Annotated in this window: 15 protein-coding genes; 5 read left to right on the forward strand and 10 right to left on the reverse strand. The window is 63.6% G+C overall.

The window, feature by feature from the left end; translation table 11 throughout:
• Nucleotides 1–32: 32 nt before the first annotated feature.
• The 4 genes from FXB40_RS05250 to FXB40_RS05265 form a co-directional block, all read right to left on the reverse strand.
• Nucleotides 33–890, reverse strand: a complete 858-nt coding sequence (locus FXB40_RS05250; protein WP_246207383.1) for a carbohydrate ABC transporter permease — start codon at nucleotides 888–890, stop codon at nucleotides 33–35.
• A complete protein-coding gene (locus FXB40_RS05255) occupies nucleotides 887–1,774 on the reverse strand; it encodes a carbohydrate ABC transporter permease (RefSeq protein WP_148771140.1) in 888 nt (295 codons plus the stop codon). Before FXB40_RS05255 ends, FXB40_RS05250 begins: the two co-directional genes overlap by 4 nt.
• A 65-nt stretch (nucleotides 1,775–1,839) precedes the next feature.
• Nucleotides 1,840–3,171: an extracellular solute-binding protein gene (locus FXB40_RS05260; protein WP_246207385.1), complete on the reverse strand. Its 1,332-nt coding sequence runs from the start codon at nucleotides 3,169–3,171 to the stop codon at nucleotides 1,840–1,842.
• Nucleotides 3,172–3,276: 105 nt separating this feature from the next.
• The gene (locus FXB40_RS05265; RefSeq protein ID WP_148771141.1) at nucleotides 3,277–4,311 is read right to left on the reverse strand and encodes a LacI family DNA-binding transcriptional regulator; all 1,035 of its coding nucleotides are present in this window, start codon (nucleotides 4,309–4,311) and stop codon (nucleotides 3,277–3,279) included.
• A 187-nt stretch (nucleotides 4,312–4,498) separates the two neighbouring features.
• Between FXB40_RS05265 and FXB40_RS05270 the strand changes: the two genes are divergently transcribed.
• Genes FXB40_RS05270 through FXB40_RS05285 form a run of 4 tightly spaced genes read left to right on the forward strand, consistent with a single transcriptional unit; the run spans nucleotide 4,499 to nucleotide 8,422 of the window.
• Complete coding sequence (locus FXB40_RS05270) at nucleotides 4,499–5,218, forward strand: glucosamine-6-phosphate deaminase (protein ID WP_148771191.1); 720 nt, start codon at nucleotides 4,499–4,501, stop codon at nucleotides 5,216–5,218.
• Complete coding sequence (locus FXB40_RS05275; protein WP_148771142.1) at nucleotides 5,215–6,363, forward strand: N-acetylglucosamine-6-phosphate deacetylase; 1,149 nt, start codon at nucleotides 5,215–5,217, stop codon at nucleotides 6,361–6,363. The genes FXB40_RS05270 and FXB40_RS05275 overlap by 4 nt, the downstream gene beginning before the upstream one ends.
• A gap of 9 nt (nucleotides 6,364–6,372) precedes the next feature.
• Entirely contained in the window at nucleotides 6,373–7,422 is a 1,050-nt protein-coding gene (locus FXB40_RS05280; RefSeq protein WP_148771143.1) for a Gfo/Idh/MocA family protein, read from the forward strand.
• Nucleotides 7,423–7,432: 10 nt separating this feature from the next.
• Nucleotides 7,433–8,422 (forward strand): Gfo/Idh/MocA family protein, encoded by a 990-nt coding sequence (locus tag FXB40_RS05285; protein WP_148771192.1) that lies wholly within the window; start codon nucleotides 7,433–7,435, stop codon nucleotides 8,420–8,422.
• Between the two features lie 16 nt (nucleotides 8,423–8,438).
• Here the strand turns inward: FXB40_RS05285 and FXB40_RS05290 are convergent, their stop codons facing one another.
• The 6 genes from FXB40_RS05290 to FXB40_RS05315 are packed head-to-tail and all read right to left on the reverse strand — an operon-like array spanning nucleotide 8,439 to nucleotide 14,304.
• Nucleotides 8,439–9,488, reverse strand: coding sequence for a LacI family DNA-binding transcriptional regulator (locus FXB40_RS05290; protein WP_148771144.1), 1,050 nt, complete (start codon nucleotides 9,486–9,488; stop codon nucleotides 8,439–8,441).
• Nucleotides 9,485–10,129, reverse strand: coding sequence for a ThuA domain-containing protein (locus FXB40_RS05295; protein WP_148771145.1), 645 nt, complete (start codon nucleotides 10,127–10,129; stop codon nucleotides 9,485–9,487). Before FXB40_RS05295 ends, FXB40_RS05290 begins: the two co-directional genes overlap by 4 nt.
• A 10-nt stretch (nucleotides 10,130–10,139) precedes the next feature.
• Nucleotides 10,140–11,237, reverse strand: a complete 1,098-nt coding sequence (locus FXB40_RS05300; RefSeq protein WP_148771146.1) for a Gfo/Idh/MocA family protein — start codon at nucleotides 11,235–11,237, stop codon at nucleotides 10,140–10,142.
• 22 nt (nucleotides 11,238–11,259) lie between these two features.
• The gene (locus tag FXB40_RS05305) at nucleotides 11,260–12,108 is read right to left on the reverse strand and encodes a carbohydrate ABC transporter permease (protein ID WP_148771147.1); all 849 of its coding nucleotides are present in this window, start codon (nucleotides 12,106–12,108) and stop codon (nucleotides 11,260–11,262) included.
• Nucleotides 12,101–13,030, reverse strand: coding sequence for a carbohydrate ABC transporter permease (locus FXB40_RS05310; protein ID WP_430646639.1), 930 nt, complete (start codon nucleotides 13,028–13,030; stop codon nucleotides 12,101–12,103). Before FXB40_RS05310 ends, FXB40_RS05305 begins: the two co-directional genes overlap by 8 nt.
• Before the next feature lie 14 nt (nucleotides 13,031–13,044).
• Nucleotides 13,045–14,304 (reverse strand): extracellular solute-binding protein, encoded by a 1,260-nt coding sequence (locus FXB40_RS05315; protein WP_148771149.1) that lies wholly within the window; start codon nucleotides 14,302–14,304, stop codon nucleotides 13,045–13,047.
• Between the two features lie 164 nt (nucleotides 14,305–14,468).
• On the opposite strand from FXB40_RS05315, the gene FXB40_RS05320 reads away from it, so the two are divergent.
• Entirely contained in the window at nucleotides 14,469–15,227 is a 759-nt protein-coding gene (locus FXB40_RS05320) for an SDR family NAD(P)-dependent oxidoreductase (RefSeq protein ID WP_148771150.1), read from the forward strand.
• Nucleotides 15,228–15,288: the final 61 nt, after the last annotated feature.

Below are 15,288 nucleotides of genomic sequence, written 5' to 3' on the forward strand. Positions count from 1 at the left end.
CGCTCCTCCGACGGCCCAATGGGACGTGGCGATCATTCCTTCAGACCGGTTCCGGCCACGCCACGCACGAAATTTCGGCGCATCAGCGAAAAGAATAGCGCGCTGGGAACGAGAGCAAGGGCCGCCGCCGCGCTGAGATGACCGATATCCACTGTGAAGCCGGTCTGAAACAGCGCCAGCCCAACCTCGAGCGTATACGTATCCTTGTTGGCCGTCACGACCAGCGGCCATGCGAACGCGGTCCAGGCCTGAAAGAACGCCAGCACAGCCAGCGCCCCCAGAGGGCCCCGCATCAATGGGAGCACGATCCGCAGAAAGATCCATCCCTCGCCTGCCCCATCCACTCGCGCGGCCTCCAGAAGCTCGTCGGGGATCGATGTCGTCACATATTGCCGCACCAGGAAGATGCCGAAGCTCATCACGAGATAACCGACCAGAAGTCCGGGCAGCGTGTTCAGCAGTCCCGCGGCCTGAACGTTCAGATAGAGCGGGATCATGTACACTTCAAAGGGAACGACCGATGTCGCGATGATGACGCCGAAGACGGCCGGAAACCAGGGCAGATCGAACTTGCCGAGCACGTAGCCGGCGATGGCGGAAGTGGAGACGATGCTGGCCGTCGAAATCCCTGCAAAGATCAGCGTATTGCCGATCCAGCGAAGCAGCGGCGTTTCGTGCAGCACGCCGAGGATGTTCTCCAGCGTCGGCCGGTCCGGAATGATGGTTGGCGGCCACGCCAGCAATTCCGGCGGCGTCTTGAATGCGTTGCTGATCAGGAAGACGAGCGGCAGCAGCATCATCAGGCCGACAGCAAAAAGAACGACGTCGATCGCGAGGCCGGCAGGCGTGTTCCGATCAACATCGCTGGAGGGATGGTCTGGATCGCTCACGCGCGGCTCCGATCCCGAAACAGTCTGAACTGCGCGCCCGTCAGGACGAGCACGATCACGAGAAGGACCACGGCTTCGGCGGCGGCATAGCCGACCCGATAATTTCGAAAACTGTTTTCGAGCATGTCGAGGACGAGGACGCGAACGAGATGTCCCGGCGCACCCTGGACGTCCGAGGCTAGGACGAAGGCCTGCGCATAGATGTTGTACGACGAGATCAGCGTGATCACCGAGACATACAGCATCACCGGCTTCAACAGAGGGATTGCAACGTAGCGGAAGGCCTGGAACGAGGATGCACCGTCGAGGCGCGCCGCCTCGTACAGCGCCTCCGGAACGTTCTTCAACCCGACCAGAAAGATCAGGACGGCGTAGCCGATCGACTGCCAGGAGCACAGCACGATCAGACACACCAACGATAAGGCAGGGTCGAACAACCAGGACTGGGCCGGGATTCCGAACCATCCAATAAGGGCATTGAGCGGCCCGAGCCGGGCATCGAAAATCCATTTCCAGGCCATCGCCGCCGGCACCAGCGAGACGACGTGCGGCAGGAAGATCGAGGTTTCGTAGAAGCCACTGCGTCGCAGCCCCTGCCGGCTGTTGATCAGTGCGGCGAGCGCCAGCCCGACGGGAATGGTGATCACCAGGACGCCGAAGGCGACGATGGTGGTATTGAAAATCGCTTCGAGAAACAGCGGATCACTCATCAGCTCGACAAAGTTGTCGAATCCGACGAATGGCTTGCGCCGTGAGATGATGTTCCACTTGAACAGGCTGAGACGCAGTGTCTCAGCGATTGGGTAAACGCGCAGGCAAGCATAGAGGCCGAGAACCGGGAGCAGCGCCAGAACCGGAAACAGCCATTTCGGCTTGGAACGCATGGAGTCTCCCGGAGCGGCCGCCGGCTAGCGCTGCAATTGTGTGGTCGCTACCATTGGGGGCGAGCTTACGGTTTGGCCAGCAGATCTTCCCGGGCAAGGATCTTGTCGCTCTCCTCAGCCGCAGATTTCAGGAAAGCGTCGATGGCGGCATCGTTTCCGGCCAGCGATTTGTCGGTGAATGCCTTCTCAAGCCGGGCCGCGAGCCGGGTGAGAATTTCGCTGGCCGGACTGATCGCCGGAACGGTGAAGAAGACGTGGTCGGCGGGGGTGTTAACGAACGCGCCGAGTTGGGGGATCTTGCCGAGGACCGCAGAGTAGTCGAGCCCCTTGCGATTGGGCACCCACGCCGTGTTCTCGAGCAGCCACAGCAAATTCTCCGGCTCGTTGGCCTTCTGAACGAAATCCCAGGCGATCTGGCTTTTCGGCCCCTTGTTGGGGACGTAGAGGTCCACCGGGACCATCAACGTTCCCTTCGGCAACGGCGCCGTCGCGTATTTGAGGTTGGGCGCCTTCTTGGCGACATCGCCAATCACCCAGGACTCCCGGATGAACATCGCGGTCTGGCCGAGCTCGAAGGCTTCAGCGTCTGCCTTCATCTCCGGCAACACCGTCCGATAGGCAACGACGTTGTCGAGATACTGCTTGAGCGCGTTGCGGCCAGCCTCGTTCGCATAGGCCGCGCGCCACTTGCCGCCCTTCTCCTCCAACAGCGTGCCACCGTGATTATAGAGGATAGTCCAGTACTTCTCCGCGATACCGGAGCCACCGCCGCTGAGACGCAAACTCCAGCCGCTGACCGTCGGCACGCCGGATGCGTCACGTTGCACGAGCTTCTGCGCATAGGCCGTGTAGTCCGCCATCGTCTTGGGAGGCGAATTGAGGCCGGCCTTGGCGAACATCTCGGTGTTGTAGAACAGCGCGCCCTGCCCCTGGAACAGCGGCACCCCGTAGATCTTGCCGTCATACATCGCGGTCTTCACCCGCGTCATGTCGTAATTGGCTTTGACGAAATCCACGATCGCGGCCGGCGGCTCCGGAATCAGGCTGGCCTCCAGATATCGGGCAGCCTCGACCTCCATCTCGATCACGTCTCCGGCCGAGCCGGATGGAAGCGAGAGCGCCAGCCGCTTCTCATGCTCGCGCAAGGCGATGGCCTCGACGCTGATGTCGAGATCGGGATACTTCGCCTTCAGCTGGTCTCCGACGCGCTTGTAAAACGGGGCGAGATCAGGCCAGCCGCTCCAGATGGTCAGCTTCTCAGCCGACGCCGGCGACGCCAGCATTGGCAGGGCGACAGCCACCGCCAGCCATCGCGCGGCTGACAGCCATGAACGGCGCTTCTTCTCGGGAGAGGTCGGATATCCGAACGTGCCGACCGATGTCGCGATGAAGGCCATGTCCCCGCTCCCAGAACTACATAAATCCCAACCAAAGGCTGTCATGCAACCGGTTGCGTGTCAATTGCGATCCATTGCCGCTTTCCGAGGCGGTTGACCAAATCGTCAGCGGCTTTTTCGTTTCGCAGGCGCCGGACCGGTGCTCGCGCGAACCACGAGATGTGAGTTCAGCTTGTGGCGGATCTCGCCCGACGCGCCACCATTCATCTGGCTGAGCAGGAGACCAACCGCGACATCGCCCGCATCGGCGCAACGCGCCGACACTGTCGTGAGTTGCGGATAAGTGGTTTCGCCGAGGACATCATCGCAGCCGACCACGCTGAACGATCTGGGCACATCAACGTCGAGGGCGGCAAGCCCCGCGAGCAGGCCTTGGGCCACAAGGTCGTCGAACGCGATGGCCGCGGTCACCCCGCTGGCGACGATCGGGACAGCGGCCAATCGCCCGGTGTCGTAAGATGGCGGGCGGGCCGGAATGGCGATCACCTTGAGCCCGCGTTTCGCCGCTTCCTTGCGGACGGCGTTGCGCCGCTGCTGGTTGGACCATGACGTCGTGGGGCCGCTGACATAGGCGATGTGCCGATGCCCGAGCTCGGCAAGATGTGCGATCGCGGCGGCAACGCCCGGCGCCGTGTCGATCAAGACCCGCGTAATTCCCTCGATGTCGCGATTGATCAGCACCAGCGGCCGACGCGCCGCATAGATCCTGATCTGCGCTTCGTCCAGACGGGATGAGGCGAGCACAAGCCCCTCCACCTGGCCGATGAAGCGACCGAGCAGCAATTCCTCACGGGCGGGATCCTCGTCCGAATTGCCCAGAAAGACGCATAGTCCCGCCCTGTCGGCGTGAAGCTGTGCGGCTCTGATCAGAGGCGGAAAGAACGGGTTCGCAACGTCGGAGACGATGAGCGCGACATTGCCGTGCCGTCCGGTCGAAAGCGCGCGCGCGACCTGGTTGGGCACATAACCCAATTTGTCGGCGACCGCCTTGACGCGCCGGACCGTCCCCTCACTCAGCATTTCCGGTCGCGTGAACGCGCGCGATACGGTCGCGCGCGAGACCCCGGAGACCTTTGCGACCTGACTTATGGTCGGCGCGATCTCTAAGCGCCGCTCCCTGCCGTCGGAATCGCGTTTCACCGGGGGCGCCTCCTGTGCGAGATCTCGACATTACACATGCCTTGATCGTCGCCGGGGCGCAAGCTTGACATGCAACCGATTGCATTACATCCTTGATGCGCAGAGTGACAGGCCCCGACAAGAACCACGGATGAGCATGATGGCTTCGGTCGCTCCAGGGATCGCGATATCAGAGACGCGGGATGCGATGGGCCGGGCTGCGGCGTCTGACATCGCTGCCGCGCTGCGCGAGCGCCTCGCACGGCAAGATCGTGTGAGGATGGTGTTCGCCGCCGCGCCGAGCCAGGCAGAGATGCTGGACGCGCTTGTGACCGCGCGCGATATCGATTGGCGACGCGTGATCGCCTTCCACATGGACGAATATCTTGGGCTTCCGGCGCACGCGCCCCAGCGCTTCGGCGTGTGGCTGACCCGCCATTTCTTCTCGCGCGTCCCTCTGGGCGCGGTCCATTTGATCGGACAGGAATCAGATCCGGACCGCGAAGCGGCGCGCTACACCGCCCTTCTGGCCGGAGCCCCGATAGACTTCGTATGCCTCGGCATCGGCGTCAACGGGCATCTGGCGTTTAACGATCCGCCCGTCGCAGATTTGCACGACACCAAGCAGGTCAAGATCGTCGAGCTCGACGCGATCTGCCGTCAGCAGCAGGTCGACGACGAGTGCTTTGCGACTTTGAGCGACGTCCCGACGCACGCGATCACCCTGACGATCCCGCGATTGCTCGGCGCTCATCAGCTGTTTTGCGTGGTGCCCGGCGCAGCCAAGCGCGCCGCCGTCGAGCAATCCTTGTACGGCCCGATAGGTGCTGCCTGCCCGGCGAGCGCATTGCGTACGCATCCGCGATGCACGCTGTATCTCGACCGGGATTCCGCGCCACCACGGCTGCAAACGCCGGCACGCGCATGAGCCACGCGACGACATCTATCTCGGGCCGCGATCCTGAGACCGGACAGCCTCATGCGATCACCATCGTCGATGGCCGCATCTCAGGCATCGCCCCGGGCGGGGCCGATGACGGACATTGGTTGTCGCTCGGGCTGTTCGATCTGCAATTGAACGGTTTTGCTGGACACGACCTCAATGGCGGCACCGATCCACAGACGGTTCGCGATCTCGCTTTGGCCGTCCATGGCAGTGGCGTATCGCGTTTTGCCCCGACGCTGATCACGGCATCGCGCGCCGCGCTCATCGATGCGTTGAACGCGATCGCACAGGCACGCGACAGCGATCCGCTGGTCAAGCACGCGATCCCCTTCGTCCATGTTGAAGGGCCTCATATCGCACCGGAGAACGGTCCTCGCGGCGCGCACCCGGCCGAACACGTCAGGCCACCGGATCTCGATGAGTTCGACGCCTGGCAAGCCGCCTGCGGAAACCTCATCGGCCTGGTGACGTTGTCACCGCACTGGCCGGAGACGGCCGACTATGTGCGAGGGCTTCGGGCCCGCGGCGTTCATGTTGCGCTCGGCCATACCAACGCAACGACAGATCAGATCTCCGCCGCGGTCGAGGCCGGCGCCACGTTGTCAACGCATCTCGGCAACGGCATCGCGGCCCAGCTGCCGCGGCATCCCAACCCGATCTGGACGCAGTTGGCGGAGGACAGACTCTGGGCGAGCTTCATCGCCGATGGCCATCACCTTCCGCCCGAGACCTTCAAGGCCATGCTGCGCGCAAAGGGGCTCGAACGATCGATGCTGGTTTCGGACGCCGTCGCGCTCGCGGGCTGTCCACCCGCGATCCACGACATGCCCGTGGGTGGACGCGTCGAACTGAAAGCGAATGGTCGGCTGGAAGTGGTCGGTACGCCGTTTCTGGCGGGAGCAGCAGCCAGCCTCGTGTTCGGGATTACGACGGCCAGACGCATGGCCGGCCTGACGCTGGCCGAGGCACTCAGGCTGGCAACAATCAATCCCCGCACACCATTCCAGCTGCCAACTCTGACAGTCGGCGCGCCAGCGGATCTGCTTCGATTTCGTCTCGGAGAAGACGGATCCGTCATTCCCGAGACCGTCTATGTCGCTGGTCAGCCCTTTTCAGCCAAGCATTGAGGAAGTGAGATGAGCCGCCTTCGCATTGGGTTGGTCGGTCCAGGCGCGATCGGTGAAACGCACGCGCGAGCGATCAGGGCGCTCGACGTGACCGTTTTGGCCGCTGTCGCCGGCGGCACGCCCGAGCAGATTGCCGCATGCGTCGATGGCGAACCCGTTCCGACATTTGCAACCACCGACGCCATGCTGGCCGGTGCAGACATCGACGCGGTCGTTATCTGCACCCCGAGCGGCGCTCATCATGACGCAGCACTTGCCGCCATCAGGTCCGGACGCCATGTGCTTGTCGAGAAACCCCTCTGCGTCGATCCGGCAGAGGCCGCGTCGCTGGTTCGTGCGGCCGAGAGCTCGCAGCTGACATGCGGCGTGGTTTCGCAGCGTCGTCTCGAACCGCAACACCAGACGATCAAGACGCTGCTCGACGCGGGCCACCTCGGGCAACCGCGCCTGATCGAGGCGGCGATCCATTGGTATCGTTCCGACGCCTACTATGCGGAGAAGCCATGGCGTGCCGAAGCCGATCACGGCGGCGGCTCGCTCTTCAACCAAGGCGTCCACAATCTGGATCTGATGCTTTGGCTATTCGGACCCGTGGCGAGTGTTCAAGGCAGGACGGCGACACTCGGACACGCGCACGCGATCGAGGACACGACGGCGGCCCTGCTGTCCTTCACATCCCGCACCCTGGGCGTGATCGTGACGAGCACGGCACTGCCGCCGGGACGGCCGGCCATGTTGCGCCTGTTCACTGATCGCGGCAGCTGCGAGCTTGCACACGACAGCATCGTTCGCTGGGATTTTCCCGGTGTCCCACAGCCGGCGAGCGCGACGGGACCAGGAAGTGCCGCCAACGATCCCAAGGCGATCGGCATCGAGGGGCATATCGCGCAATGGCGCGACTTCGTCCAGGCGGTCCGGGAGCGACGGGCGCCCGCCACTCCGTTCAGGGATGGGTTCGAGGCTACGCGCGTGGTCACCGCAATCTATCGCTCGGCCGCGGAAGGTCGCGCCGTTACCCCCAACGACGTCTCGCCGCAGGTGTCGCTCGATGGCCGATAGTACCCCTTCCATGCTCGACATTGCCATCATTGGCGCGGCTCATCCGCATGTCGAATACGTGCTCTCGGAGATCGCTGTCAGGACCGACGTCAGGATCGCGGCGGTCGCCGATCACGACGCCGCGCGCCTCGCCGAACTCGAAAGACGCACGCAGGCTCCCGGCTATGCCGACCCAATCGCGTTGTTGGAGGCGCACAAGGTCGAGGCCGTGGCTGTTTTCACCGAGTTCGGCCTCCGGGCTCCGATCGTGGCCGAACTGCTGCGCCGGAATATTTTTGCGATCGTCGACAAGCCGATGGCGGTGACACTTCCCCAGCTCGCCCTGATTGAGGACGCCCTCGCCGGGCGCAGCCTGCTGACACTTCTGCTCGAGAAGCGCTTTTATCCGGTCACGCTCGCGCTCCGCTCGGTTCTCGAAAGCGGCGAATTGGGAGACATCGTCTCGATCAGTTCGACCGGGCCGCACAAGCTCGTACCAAGCCGTCGTCCGGCATGGATGTTCGAGCCGTCCACCTATGGCGGCATTCTCGCCGACCTGACGGTCCACGACATCGATCTGGCGCTTTGGTTGACGGGACACACCAGCGGCACGATCAGTGGCTGGGTCTCGCCCACCCCGGCTGCCGGCACGACGAGCTTTCCCGCCCTGGGACGCGCCATCCTCGCCTGCGACAACGGCCCGCAATTTTCAATCGAGGTAGACTGGATTCAGCCGGAAGCCTCTCCCCGCCATGGCGACTATGCCATGCGTATCTCGGGGACGCGCGGGCGCGCGGACGTTCTCTTCGCCGAGAACCGGCTGCTCGTTGAAACCGCAACACGAACGAGACGTGAGATCGACCTTCCCCCGGGCGGCTCGCCTCCCGGCTTCGTCTTCGATCATCTCGCGCGTGGCGAAGCCCTGGAGATTCCGGCGAAGGACGCCCTACGCGCCACGCGTATCGCGATCCTCGCCGAAGAAAGTGCGAAGCAAGGCGGCAAACCGATACGGTGGGGCTGAGAGGCGAGGCTCGAACTTACGGCAGGTTGTCCCGCAGAAAAATGTCGATGCGGATGCGCTCCTGGTCAGGGCTGATCGGCTCGCCGGAACAATGCGCGAGCAGGACGCGCGCCGCAGACCGCGCCTCGTGGCCCGGATCCTGGTTGATGATGGCATCGAGCGTGCCGCGGACCAGAAAACGCCGCGTGTATTGAGTGAGCTCATGGGTGATCCAGACCACCTCGCGCGCGCGACCGGAGGCCTCGAGCGCATCGGCGATGCCACGGTTTCCGGCGCCGCAGCAATAGATGCCGCGGAGATCGGCATGGCGTGCGAGCAACGCCGCGGTGAGCTCCCGTGTGCGCGCGCTGTCGTCGCGCCCCTCGATGACCGGTAGCGCGCGCAGGTTCGGATACTCGCTGGACAGGATCTGGTGGAAGCCAAACTGTCGCTCGGTGTGATCGCGCAGCGACAACGATCCCGCGATCACGGCGACCGTCCCCTCGCGCCCGGCAAGGAAGCGCCCCATCAGCGTCGATGCAGTCCGCCCCGCGGCCGGGTTGTCGATACCGACATAATGCAGGCGGCGCGAGCTCGGCGCGTCCGACACCAGGGTCACCACGGCGACCCCGCGCGCGGTGAGCTCGTCGATCGCGGCGCGCACCCTGGGGTGGTCGAGCGCGATGACGGCGACGCCCTGATAGGCCGGCGACAGGTTTTCCAGCGCCACCGCCAGCACATCCGGATCGAACACATCGACATGGAGGATATCGATGAAACCGCGCTGGCCGGCGAGCCAGTCCGCGGTGCGCTGGACCTGTTCGGTCAGGTTGGTCATGAAGCTGTTGCTGCCGGACGGCAGCACGAAGGCGAAGCGAAAACTCTGCCCGCGTGCGAGCCGTGCGGCCGCCACATCAGCGCGGTAGCCGAGCTTGGCGACGGCAGCCTCGACACGCGCGACGGTCTTGGCGCGCACGCCCTCGCGCCGGTTAACGACGCGATCGACAGTGGCGAGCGAAACGCCCGCCGCACGCGCGACGTCCTCCAGCGTGGCGCGAACGGCCGGCTGCGTCGCGCCAGCTGTCATTCACGCGCCGCCCACTGCATGCCGCGAGTCATCAACGTTCGGATCTCCGGGACGTCGAGCTCGTAGGCGCGGTGGCCGAGCGAGGAATAGAACACCCTGCCCGCGCCATATCGCTTCTTCCAGACCACCGGCATCACCACGCCGTCGATCCAGGAGGCGTGCTCGCCGGTAAAGGTCGTCGTCGCCAACACCTCGATGGCGGGGTCGACATGCATGTAATACTGCTCGGAACGATGCTCGAAACTCTTCAGGCCCTTCATGATGGGATCATCCGGCTTCGTCAAGTCGACCTTGTAGTCGATGATGTTGCCCGGATGCGCAACCCATTGCCCGCCGCACAGGAACTGGTAATCGACGGACTCACGGAACGCATCGCACATGCCGCCATGATGGCCGGCAAGCCCGACGCCGCCACGCACCGCTGCGCACAGATTGAGCGCGTCTGCCTTTTCGATCTTCGACATGGTGTAGATCGGGATGATCAACGAGAGATCATGAATCGCCGGATCGCCGAATGCCTCCGTCGTCGTTTCGATCCGGACCTCGAAGCCTTCCGCCTTGAGCCAGCCGCGGATCATCGAGGCACAAAGATCGGGGTCGTGTCCCGGCCAGCCGCCCCATACAATCAAAGCCTTGCGCATGGTCATTCCCTCACTCGATCTGTCCGGTTTCACGTCCGGCCGGCAGCATCGCCGGCTGCTCGACGCGGTTCTCGATCTTGACGCGACGCCCTTCGTCGGCGGAGGTCTGGAATGCCTCCATCACCTCCAGCACATGGAAGGCGAGCGCGCCGCTGGCACGGTGCGGTCGATTATTCAGGATCGCGGAGGCCATGTCGGCGACGCCGATGGAACGGAATTCGCCTTCGACATGACCGTGTGTCAACGGCATCGTCTCCCATTCGCCGCCGGTCTTCGCGACCTGCACCTCGCCGCCGAAGCGGTTCGGATCCGGCACCAGCATGCTGCCCTTGTCGCCATAGATCTCGATCGGCGCGTGCCGGTGTTTCGGCACATCGAAGCTCATCGCGATCGAGACGACCGCCCCGCTCTCGAATTCGAGCGTGCCCGCGACGTGGGTCGAAACCTCGACCGGGATCAGGGCACCGTTCATCGGCTGGCTGGTGACCAGACGCTCGGATTTCGGGCGCGCGGTCGAGCCCATCACGCTCGCCACCGGACCGAGCAGCTGGACGAGATCGGTGATGTAGTACGGGCCCATGTCGAGCATCGGCCCGCCGCCGCGCAAGTAATAGAATCCCGGCGCCGGATGCCAACGCTCGTGGCCAGGGCAGCCGAAGAAGGCGCTGCCGGCCACCGGCGTGCCGATCGCGCCGTCGTCGATCAGCTTGCGCGCGGTCTGGTGGCCGCCGCCGAGAAACGTGTCGGGCGCGCAGCCGACGCGCAGGCCCTTCTGCGCGGCGAGATCCATCACCTTGCGGGCCTCCGCGACGTCGATGCCGAGCGGCTTCTCGGAGTGAACGTGCTTGCCGGCGTTCAGCACTGCGAGGCTGACGTCAGTGTGGGCCAGCGGCACAGTGAGATTGATGACGATTTCGACGTCGTCGCGCTTGAGCAGTTGGTCGACCCGCATTGCCGGCAGCCCGAAGGCGGCGCCCTGCCGCTCCGCGACATCGCTGCGCATATCGGCCAATGCCCTCACCTCCATGACCGGAAAGCGCTGCGCTGCCTTGAGGTAAGCGGTGCTGATAACACCGCAGCCGATGATTCCGACGCCGACTTTTCTCATTGTGATCTCCGTGAGGTACCGTTCATCCCTTAACCGCGCCTGCAGTGAGGCCGGCGACGATGTGCTTCTGTGCCAGCAGGAACAGAATGATCGTCGGCAGGATGGTGAGCGTGATGAAGGCCAGGATCAGGTGCCATTCGGACGAATACTCGCCCTGGTAAATCATGATGCCGAGCGGCCATGGATAGAGCGCATCGGTGTTGAGCATCACCAGCGGCAGAAGATAGGCGTTCCAGCTGTTGACGAAGGTGATGGTGCCGACGGTCGCCAGGATCGGCCGAGACAGCGGCAGCGTCACGTAGCGGAAGAACTTGATGTAGCTGCAGCCATCGACCAGCGCCGCCTCGAGCAGCTCATGGGGAATGTCCCTGAAGAAGCGCCGCAGCAGCAGCACGCTCATGGCGAGGCTGAAGGCCACCTGCGGCAGCGCGACGCCGAAATAAGTATCGAGCAACCCGAGATCACGCACCTTGATGAACAACGGCAGTACCGCAGTCGCGGCCGGAAACAGCAGGCCGAGCGTCAGGTAGCTCAGCAGCATCGATGAGCCGTAGAACTTGACATGCGCGAAGGTGAACGCCGCCATCGAAGCTGTGATCAGGGTCAATATCACCGTCAGCGTCGAGATGATCAGCGAGTTGCGCAGGAGCTGCCAGTAACGCGCGGAGAACAAGATGTCGGCGTAATTCTGCCACTCCCAGTGCGTGGGCCAGCCGAACGGATTCACGCGCAATTCGCCGAGCGATTTGAAGCCGCCAAGCAAGGTCGCAAGCAGCGGCACCAGCACGAAGATGGCAACAACGGCGAGGAACGCCGTCTTGAACAGCACGGCGGGATCGAACGGCGCGCGGGTGACCTCTGCACTACTCATCGCGCATGAACCATCGCTTGTAGGTGAAGGCGAACGTCACGCAGATCACGAACAGGATGACGCCGATGGCGCTGCCATAGCCGACCCGCATGCGCGAGATGCCGTTGTTGTAGAGGAAGCTCACCATGGTGTTGGAGGAATCCGCTGGCCCCCCGCGCGTCAACGGCATGACGAGATCGAACAGCTGCAGCGAGCCGACGATGGCGAAGAACACTGAGAGCCGGATCGTCGGATAGAGCAAGGGGATGACGACATGGCGCAAAGCCTGCGAGCGCGTTGCGCCGTCGATCCGCGCAGCCTCGATCAGGCTCTTGTCGAGGCTCTGCAGCGCCGCAATGAACAGCATCATGTGGAAGCCAAAATACTTCCAGACGATCACGATCAGCACCGCCAGCATCGCCGTGTCGGTCGAGGCCAGCAGATGCGGCGCCTCCGCGCCGAAGGTACGCCAGATCGAGGCGACCAGGCCGTAGTCGCCATCATAGACGAAAGAGAAGATCAGCCCGGTCGCGATCTCGGCCAGGATATAGGGCATGAAGAACAGCATGCGTAGCGCCACGGCGCCACGAAAGCGCTCGGCGAGCATCAAGGCGAGCGTGAGTGCGAGCGGCAGCTGGACCGCGAGCGAAACCGCAATGATCAGCCCATTGTTGCGCAGCGCGAGCCAGAAGGCGCGGGTCTCCAGCACGAAGCGGTAATTATCGAAGCCGATCCAGTTGGTCGGCCTGCCAAAACCGTTCCAGTTGAAGCCCGAGTACCAGGCCGCCTCGCCGATCGGCAGCACCACGAACAATGTGAACAGCAGCAGTGCCGGCGGCAGGAACAGGATCAGGACGGTGAAGCGGCCGTCCCAGCTCGGGCCGCGAACCGCGGCCTGCGGCACCGTCTCGCCGGCAACGCCCATCGGCGATGCAATCGCCATCCGCCGCGCCACCGTCAGTTACCTTGCTTGAACGCCGCTTGGATCGCTTTGGCTGCGTCCTGCGGGCTCATGCTGCCGCCGGCGATCTCCGCGGTGACGTCGTTGACGACGCGGCCGACCGAAGGGCCGAGGCTCTGGTCGTAGAAGTTCTGGTGGTAGTTCGACTTGGCGAGATTGGCCGCGATCAGCTTCATGAAGGAATTGTTGAGGCCGGCGTCCGCGCCCTGCACCACGGGGATGATGTAGTTGCCCGCCGCGAGCCGCGTCTGCACATCCTTGGAGATGAAGTACTTCAGGAAATCGACCGCCTCCTTCGGCGAGTCTTTCGTGATCAGCCAGCCGGTGATGCCCCCGAGCGTATCCGTTGGCGCGCCTTTGCCGCCTGATACAACCGGGAAATCGAACCAGCAGATCTTGTCCTCGCTCAATCCGACCTTGTCGGCGGCGAGCGCGCGCTGCAAATTATAAACTGTGCTGATCGCGAGCGTCATCGCGGCCTTGCCGTCACCGAAATAGCCGACCGCCTGCGGGTTCTTGAAGCCGAGGAAACCGTTCTGGAACGGCTGCAGATCAACGAGTTGCTTGAATAGCTCTCCGGATTTCAGGAAGGTCTCGCCGGCAAAGCCGCCGTTCTCGCCGCGTAGCGCCGCATCGAAAGCCGCCTTGCCGCCGACGCGCACTGCAAGATGCGTCCAGTAGAAGTGCAACGGCCATTTGTCGGCGCCGCCGACCACGATCGGCGTCACACCGGCCGCCTTCAACGTCTTCACCGCGGCAAGCAGATCGTCCCAGCTCTTGATCCCGGCGGGATCGACCTTCGCCTTGGCCATCAGCTCCTTGTTGCAGAGGAAGCCGACCTGCGACAGCGCGATGGGCAGCCCATAGACCCGCCCATTGCTCGTGAACGCAGCGAGCGCCGCCGGCGTCAGGCTGTCGCTATAGCCCTTCACCTGATCGGTGATGTCGTCGAGGACGCCGGCCTCGATCTGCGTCTTCAGGACGCCGCCGGCCCAGCTGTAGATGATGTTCGGTCGGTCCTTGGATTGCAGGATGGTCGGCAGCTTGGCCTTGTAGGCCTCGTTCTCGAGGAACTGCATCTCGACCTTGACGCCCGGATGCGACGCCTCATAGCTGCGCGCGACTTCCTCCCAGATCTTCACCTGGGCCGGATTGGCCTCGATGTGCAGCCATTTTACCGTGGTGTCGGCTGCGGCTACGTTGGCGCCAAACAGGCATGCGGCCGCGGCGAATCCCAGCTTCCCGAGCAGTCTCATCACATCCTCCCAATCGGCTCTTATTCATTGGCTGCAATCCTGCCTTCAATTTTTGAGGTACGCAACTTAAAATCTGACCTATGCACCTCATGATAGGAATGGCTAAGGTCCGGAAAAGAGTCGGGCGGCCCATCGCGCGGCCCGCAACAAACTGGGAGGTGCCCATGGCTGCCATCTATTCCGACCTCGCCGGCAAGGTCGTGCTTGTCACCGGAGGTGCGGCGGGAATTGGCGCTGCGATCGTGCGGCGCTTCGCGGAGCAAAAATCCAAGGTCGTGTTCTTCGACATCAAGGTCGATGAAGGCCAGCGCCTGGCGCGCGAGCTATCCGATCGAGGACTGGCTGCGCATTTCCAGCACGTCGACCTGACCGACATCCCCGCGCTGCGCGCCGGCGTGACGGAGGCACGCAAGGCGCACGGCCCGATCAACATCCTGATCAACAACGCCGCGCATGACGAACGGCACAAGACCGAGGAGATGACGCCGGAATATTGGGACGACCGCGTCGCGGTAAATCTGAAGCACCAGTTCTTTGCGTCGCAAGCCGTGCTGCCGGACATGAAGGCTGCGAATGCCGGGGCCATCATCAATTTCGGCTCGGTGTCGTGGATTGCCGGACAAGGCGGCATGGCCGCCTACACGGCCAGCAAATCGGGCGTGATCGGCCTGACGCGCTCGCTGGCGCGTGACTACGGCCCCTACAATATCCGCGTGAACGCGATCGCGCCGGGCTGGATCATGACCGAGCGCCAGCTCGAGAAATGGATGACGCCGGCGGGCGAGATCGAACTGCAGCAGCGACAGTGCCTGAAGCGCAGGCTGGTGCCGGACGAGGTCGCGAAATTCACCGTCTTCCTTGCCTCCGACGAGGCCTCCGCCTGTACCTCTCAGAACTATATCGTCGATGGTGGCTGGGTGTGATGCTCTGAGGATGGCGGGCGCACCCGCGCCAGGCTGGAACGCGTTGATGATGAGGCGTGTT

Origin of the sequence: Bradyrhizobium rifense (assembly GCF_008123425.1) — a bacterium.
GTDB classification, from domain to species: Bacteria; Pseudomonadota; Alphaproteobacteria; order Rhizobiales; family Xanthobacteraceae; genus Bradyrhizobium; species Bradyrhizobium rifense.

What these genes read in the sequence shown, in the direction of transcription:
- FXB40_RS05255 (WP_148771140.1), bottom strand. Translation starts at nt 1,774, where the DNA reads ATGCGTTCCAAGCCGAAATGGCTGTTTCCGGTTCTGGCGCTGCTCCCG.
- FXB40_RS05260 (WP_246207385.1), bottom strand. Translation starts at nt 3,171, where the DNA reads ATGGCCTTCATCGCGACATCGGTCGGCACGTTCGGATATCCGACCTCT.
- FXB40_RS05270 (WP_148771191.1), top strand. Translation starts at nt 4,499, where the DNA reads ATGGGCCGGGCTGCGGCGTCTGACATCGCTGCCGCGCTGCGCGAGCGC.
- FXB40_RS05275 (WP_148771142.1), top strand. Translation starts at nt 5,215, where the DNA reads ATGAGCCACGCGACGACATCTATCTCGGGCCGCGATCCTGAGACCGGA.
- FXB40_RS05280 (WP_148771143.1), top strand. Translation starts at nt 6,373, where the DNA reads ATGAGCCGCCTTCGCATTGGGTTGGTCGGTCCAGGCGCGATCGGTGAA.
- FXB40_RS05285 (WP_148771192.1), top strand. Translation starts at nt 7,433, where the DNA reads ATGCTCGACATTGCCATCATTGGCGCGGCTCATCCGCATGTCGAATAC.
- FXB40_RS05290 (WP_148771144.1), bottom strand. Translation starts at nt 9,488, where the DNA reads ATGACAGCTGGCGCGACGCAGCCGGCCGTTCGCGCCACGCTGGAGGAC.
- FXB40_RS05295 (WP_148771145.1), bottom strand. Translation starts at nt 10,129, where the DNA reads ATGCGCAAGGCTTTGATTGTATGGGGCGGCTGGCCGGGACACGACCCC.
- FXB40_RS05300 (WP_148771146.1), bottom strand. Translation starts at nt 11,237, where the DNA reads ATGAGAAAAGTCGGCGTCGGAATCATCGGCTGCGGTGTTATCAGCACC.
- FXB40_RS05305 (WP_148771147.1), bottom strand. Translation starts at nt 12,108, where the DNA reads ATGAGTAGTGCAGAGGTCACCCGCGCGCCGTTCGATCCCGCCGTGCTG.
- FXB40_RS05310 (WP_430646639.1), bottom strand. Translation starts at nt 13,030, where the DNA reads ATGGCGATTGCATCGCCGATGGGCGTTGCCGGCGAGACGGTGCCGCAG.
- FXB40_RS05315 (WP_148771149.1), bottom strand. Translation starts at nt 14,304, where the DNA reads ATGAGACTGCTCGGGAAGCTGGGATTCGCCGCGGCCGCATGCCTGTTT.
- FXB40_RS05320 (WP_148771150.1), top strand. Translation starts at nt 14,469, where the DNA reads ATGGCTGCCATCTATTCCGACCTCGCCGGCAAGGTCGTGCTTGTCACC.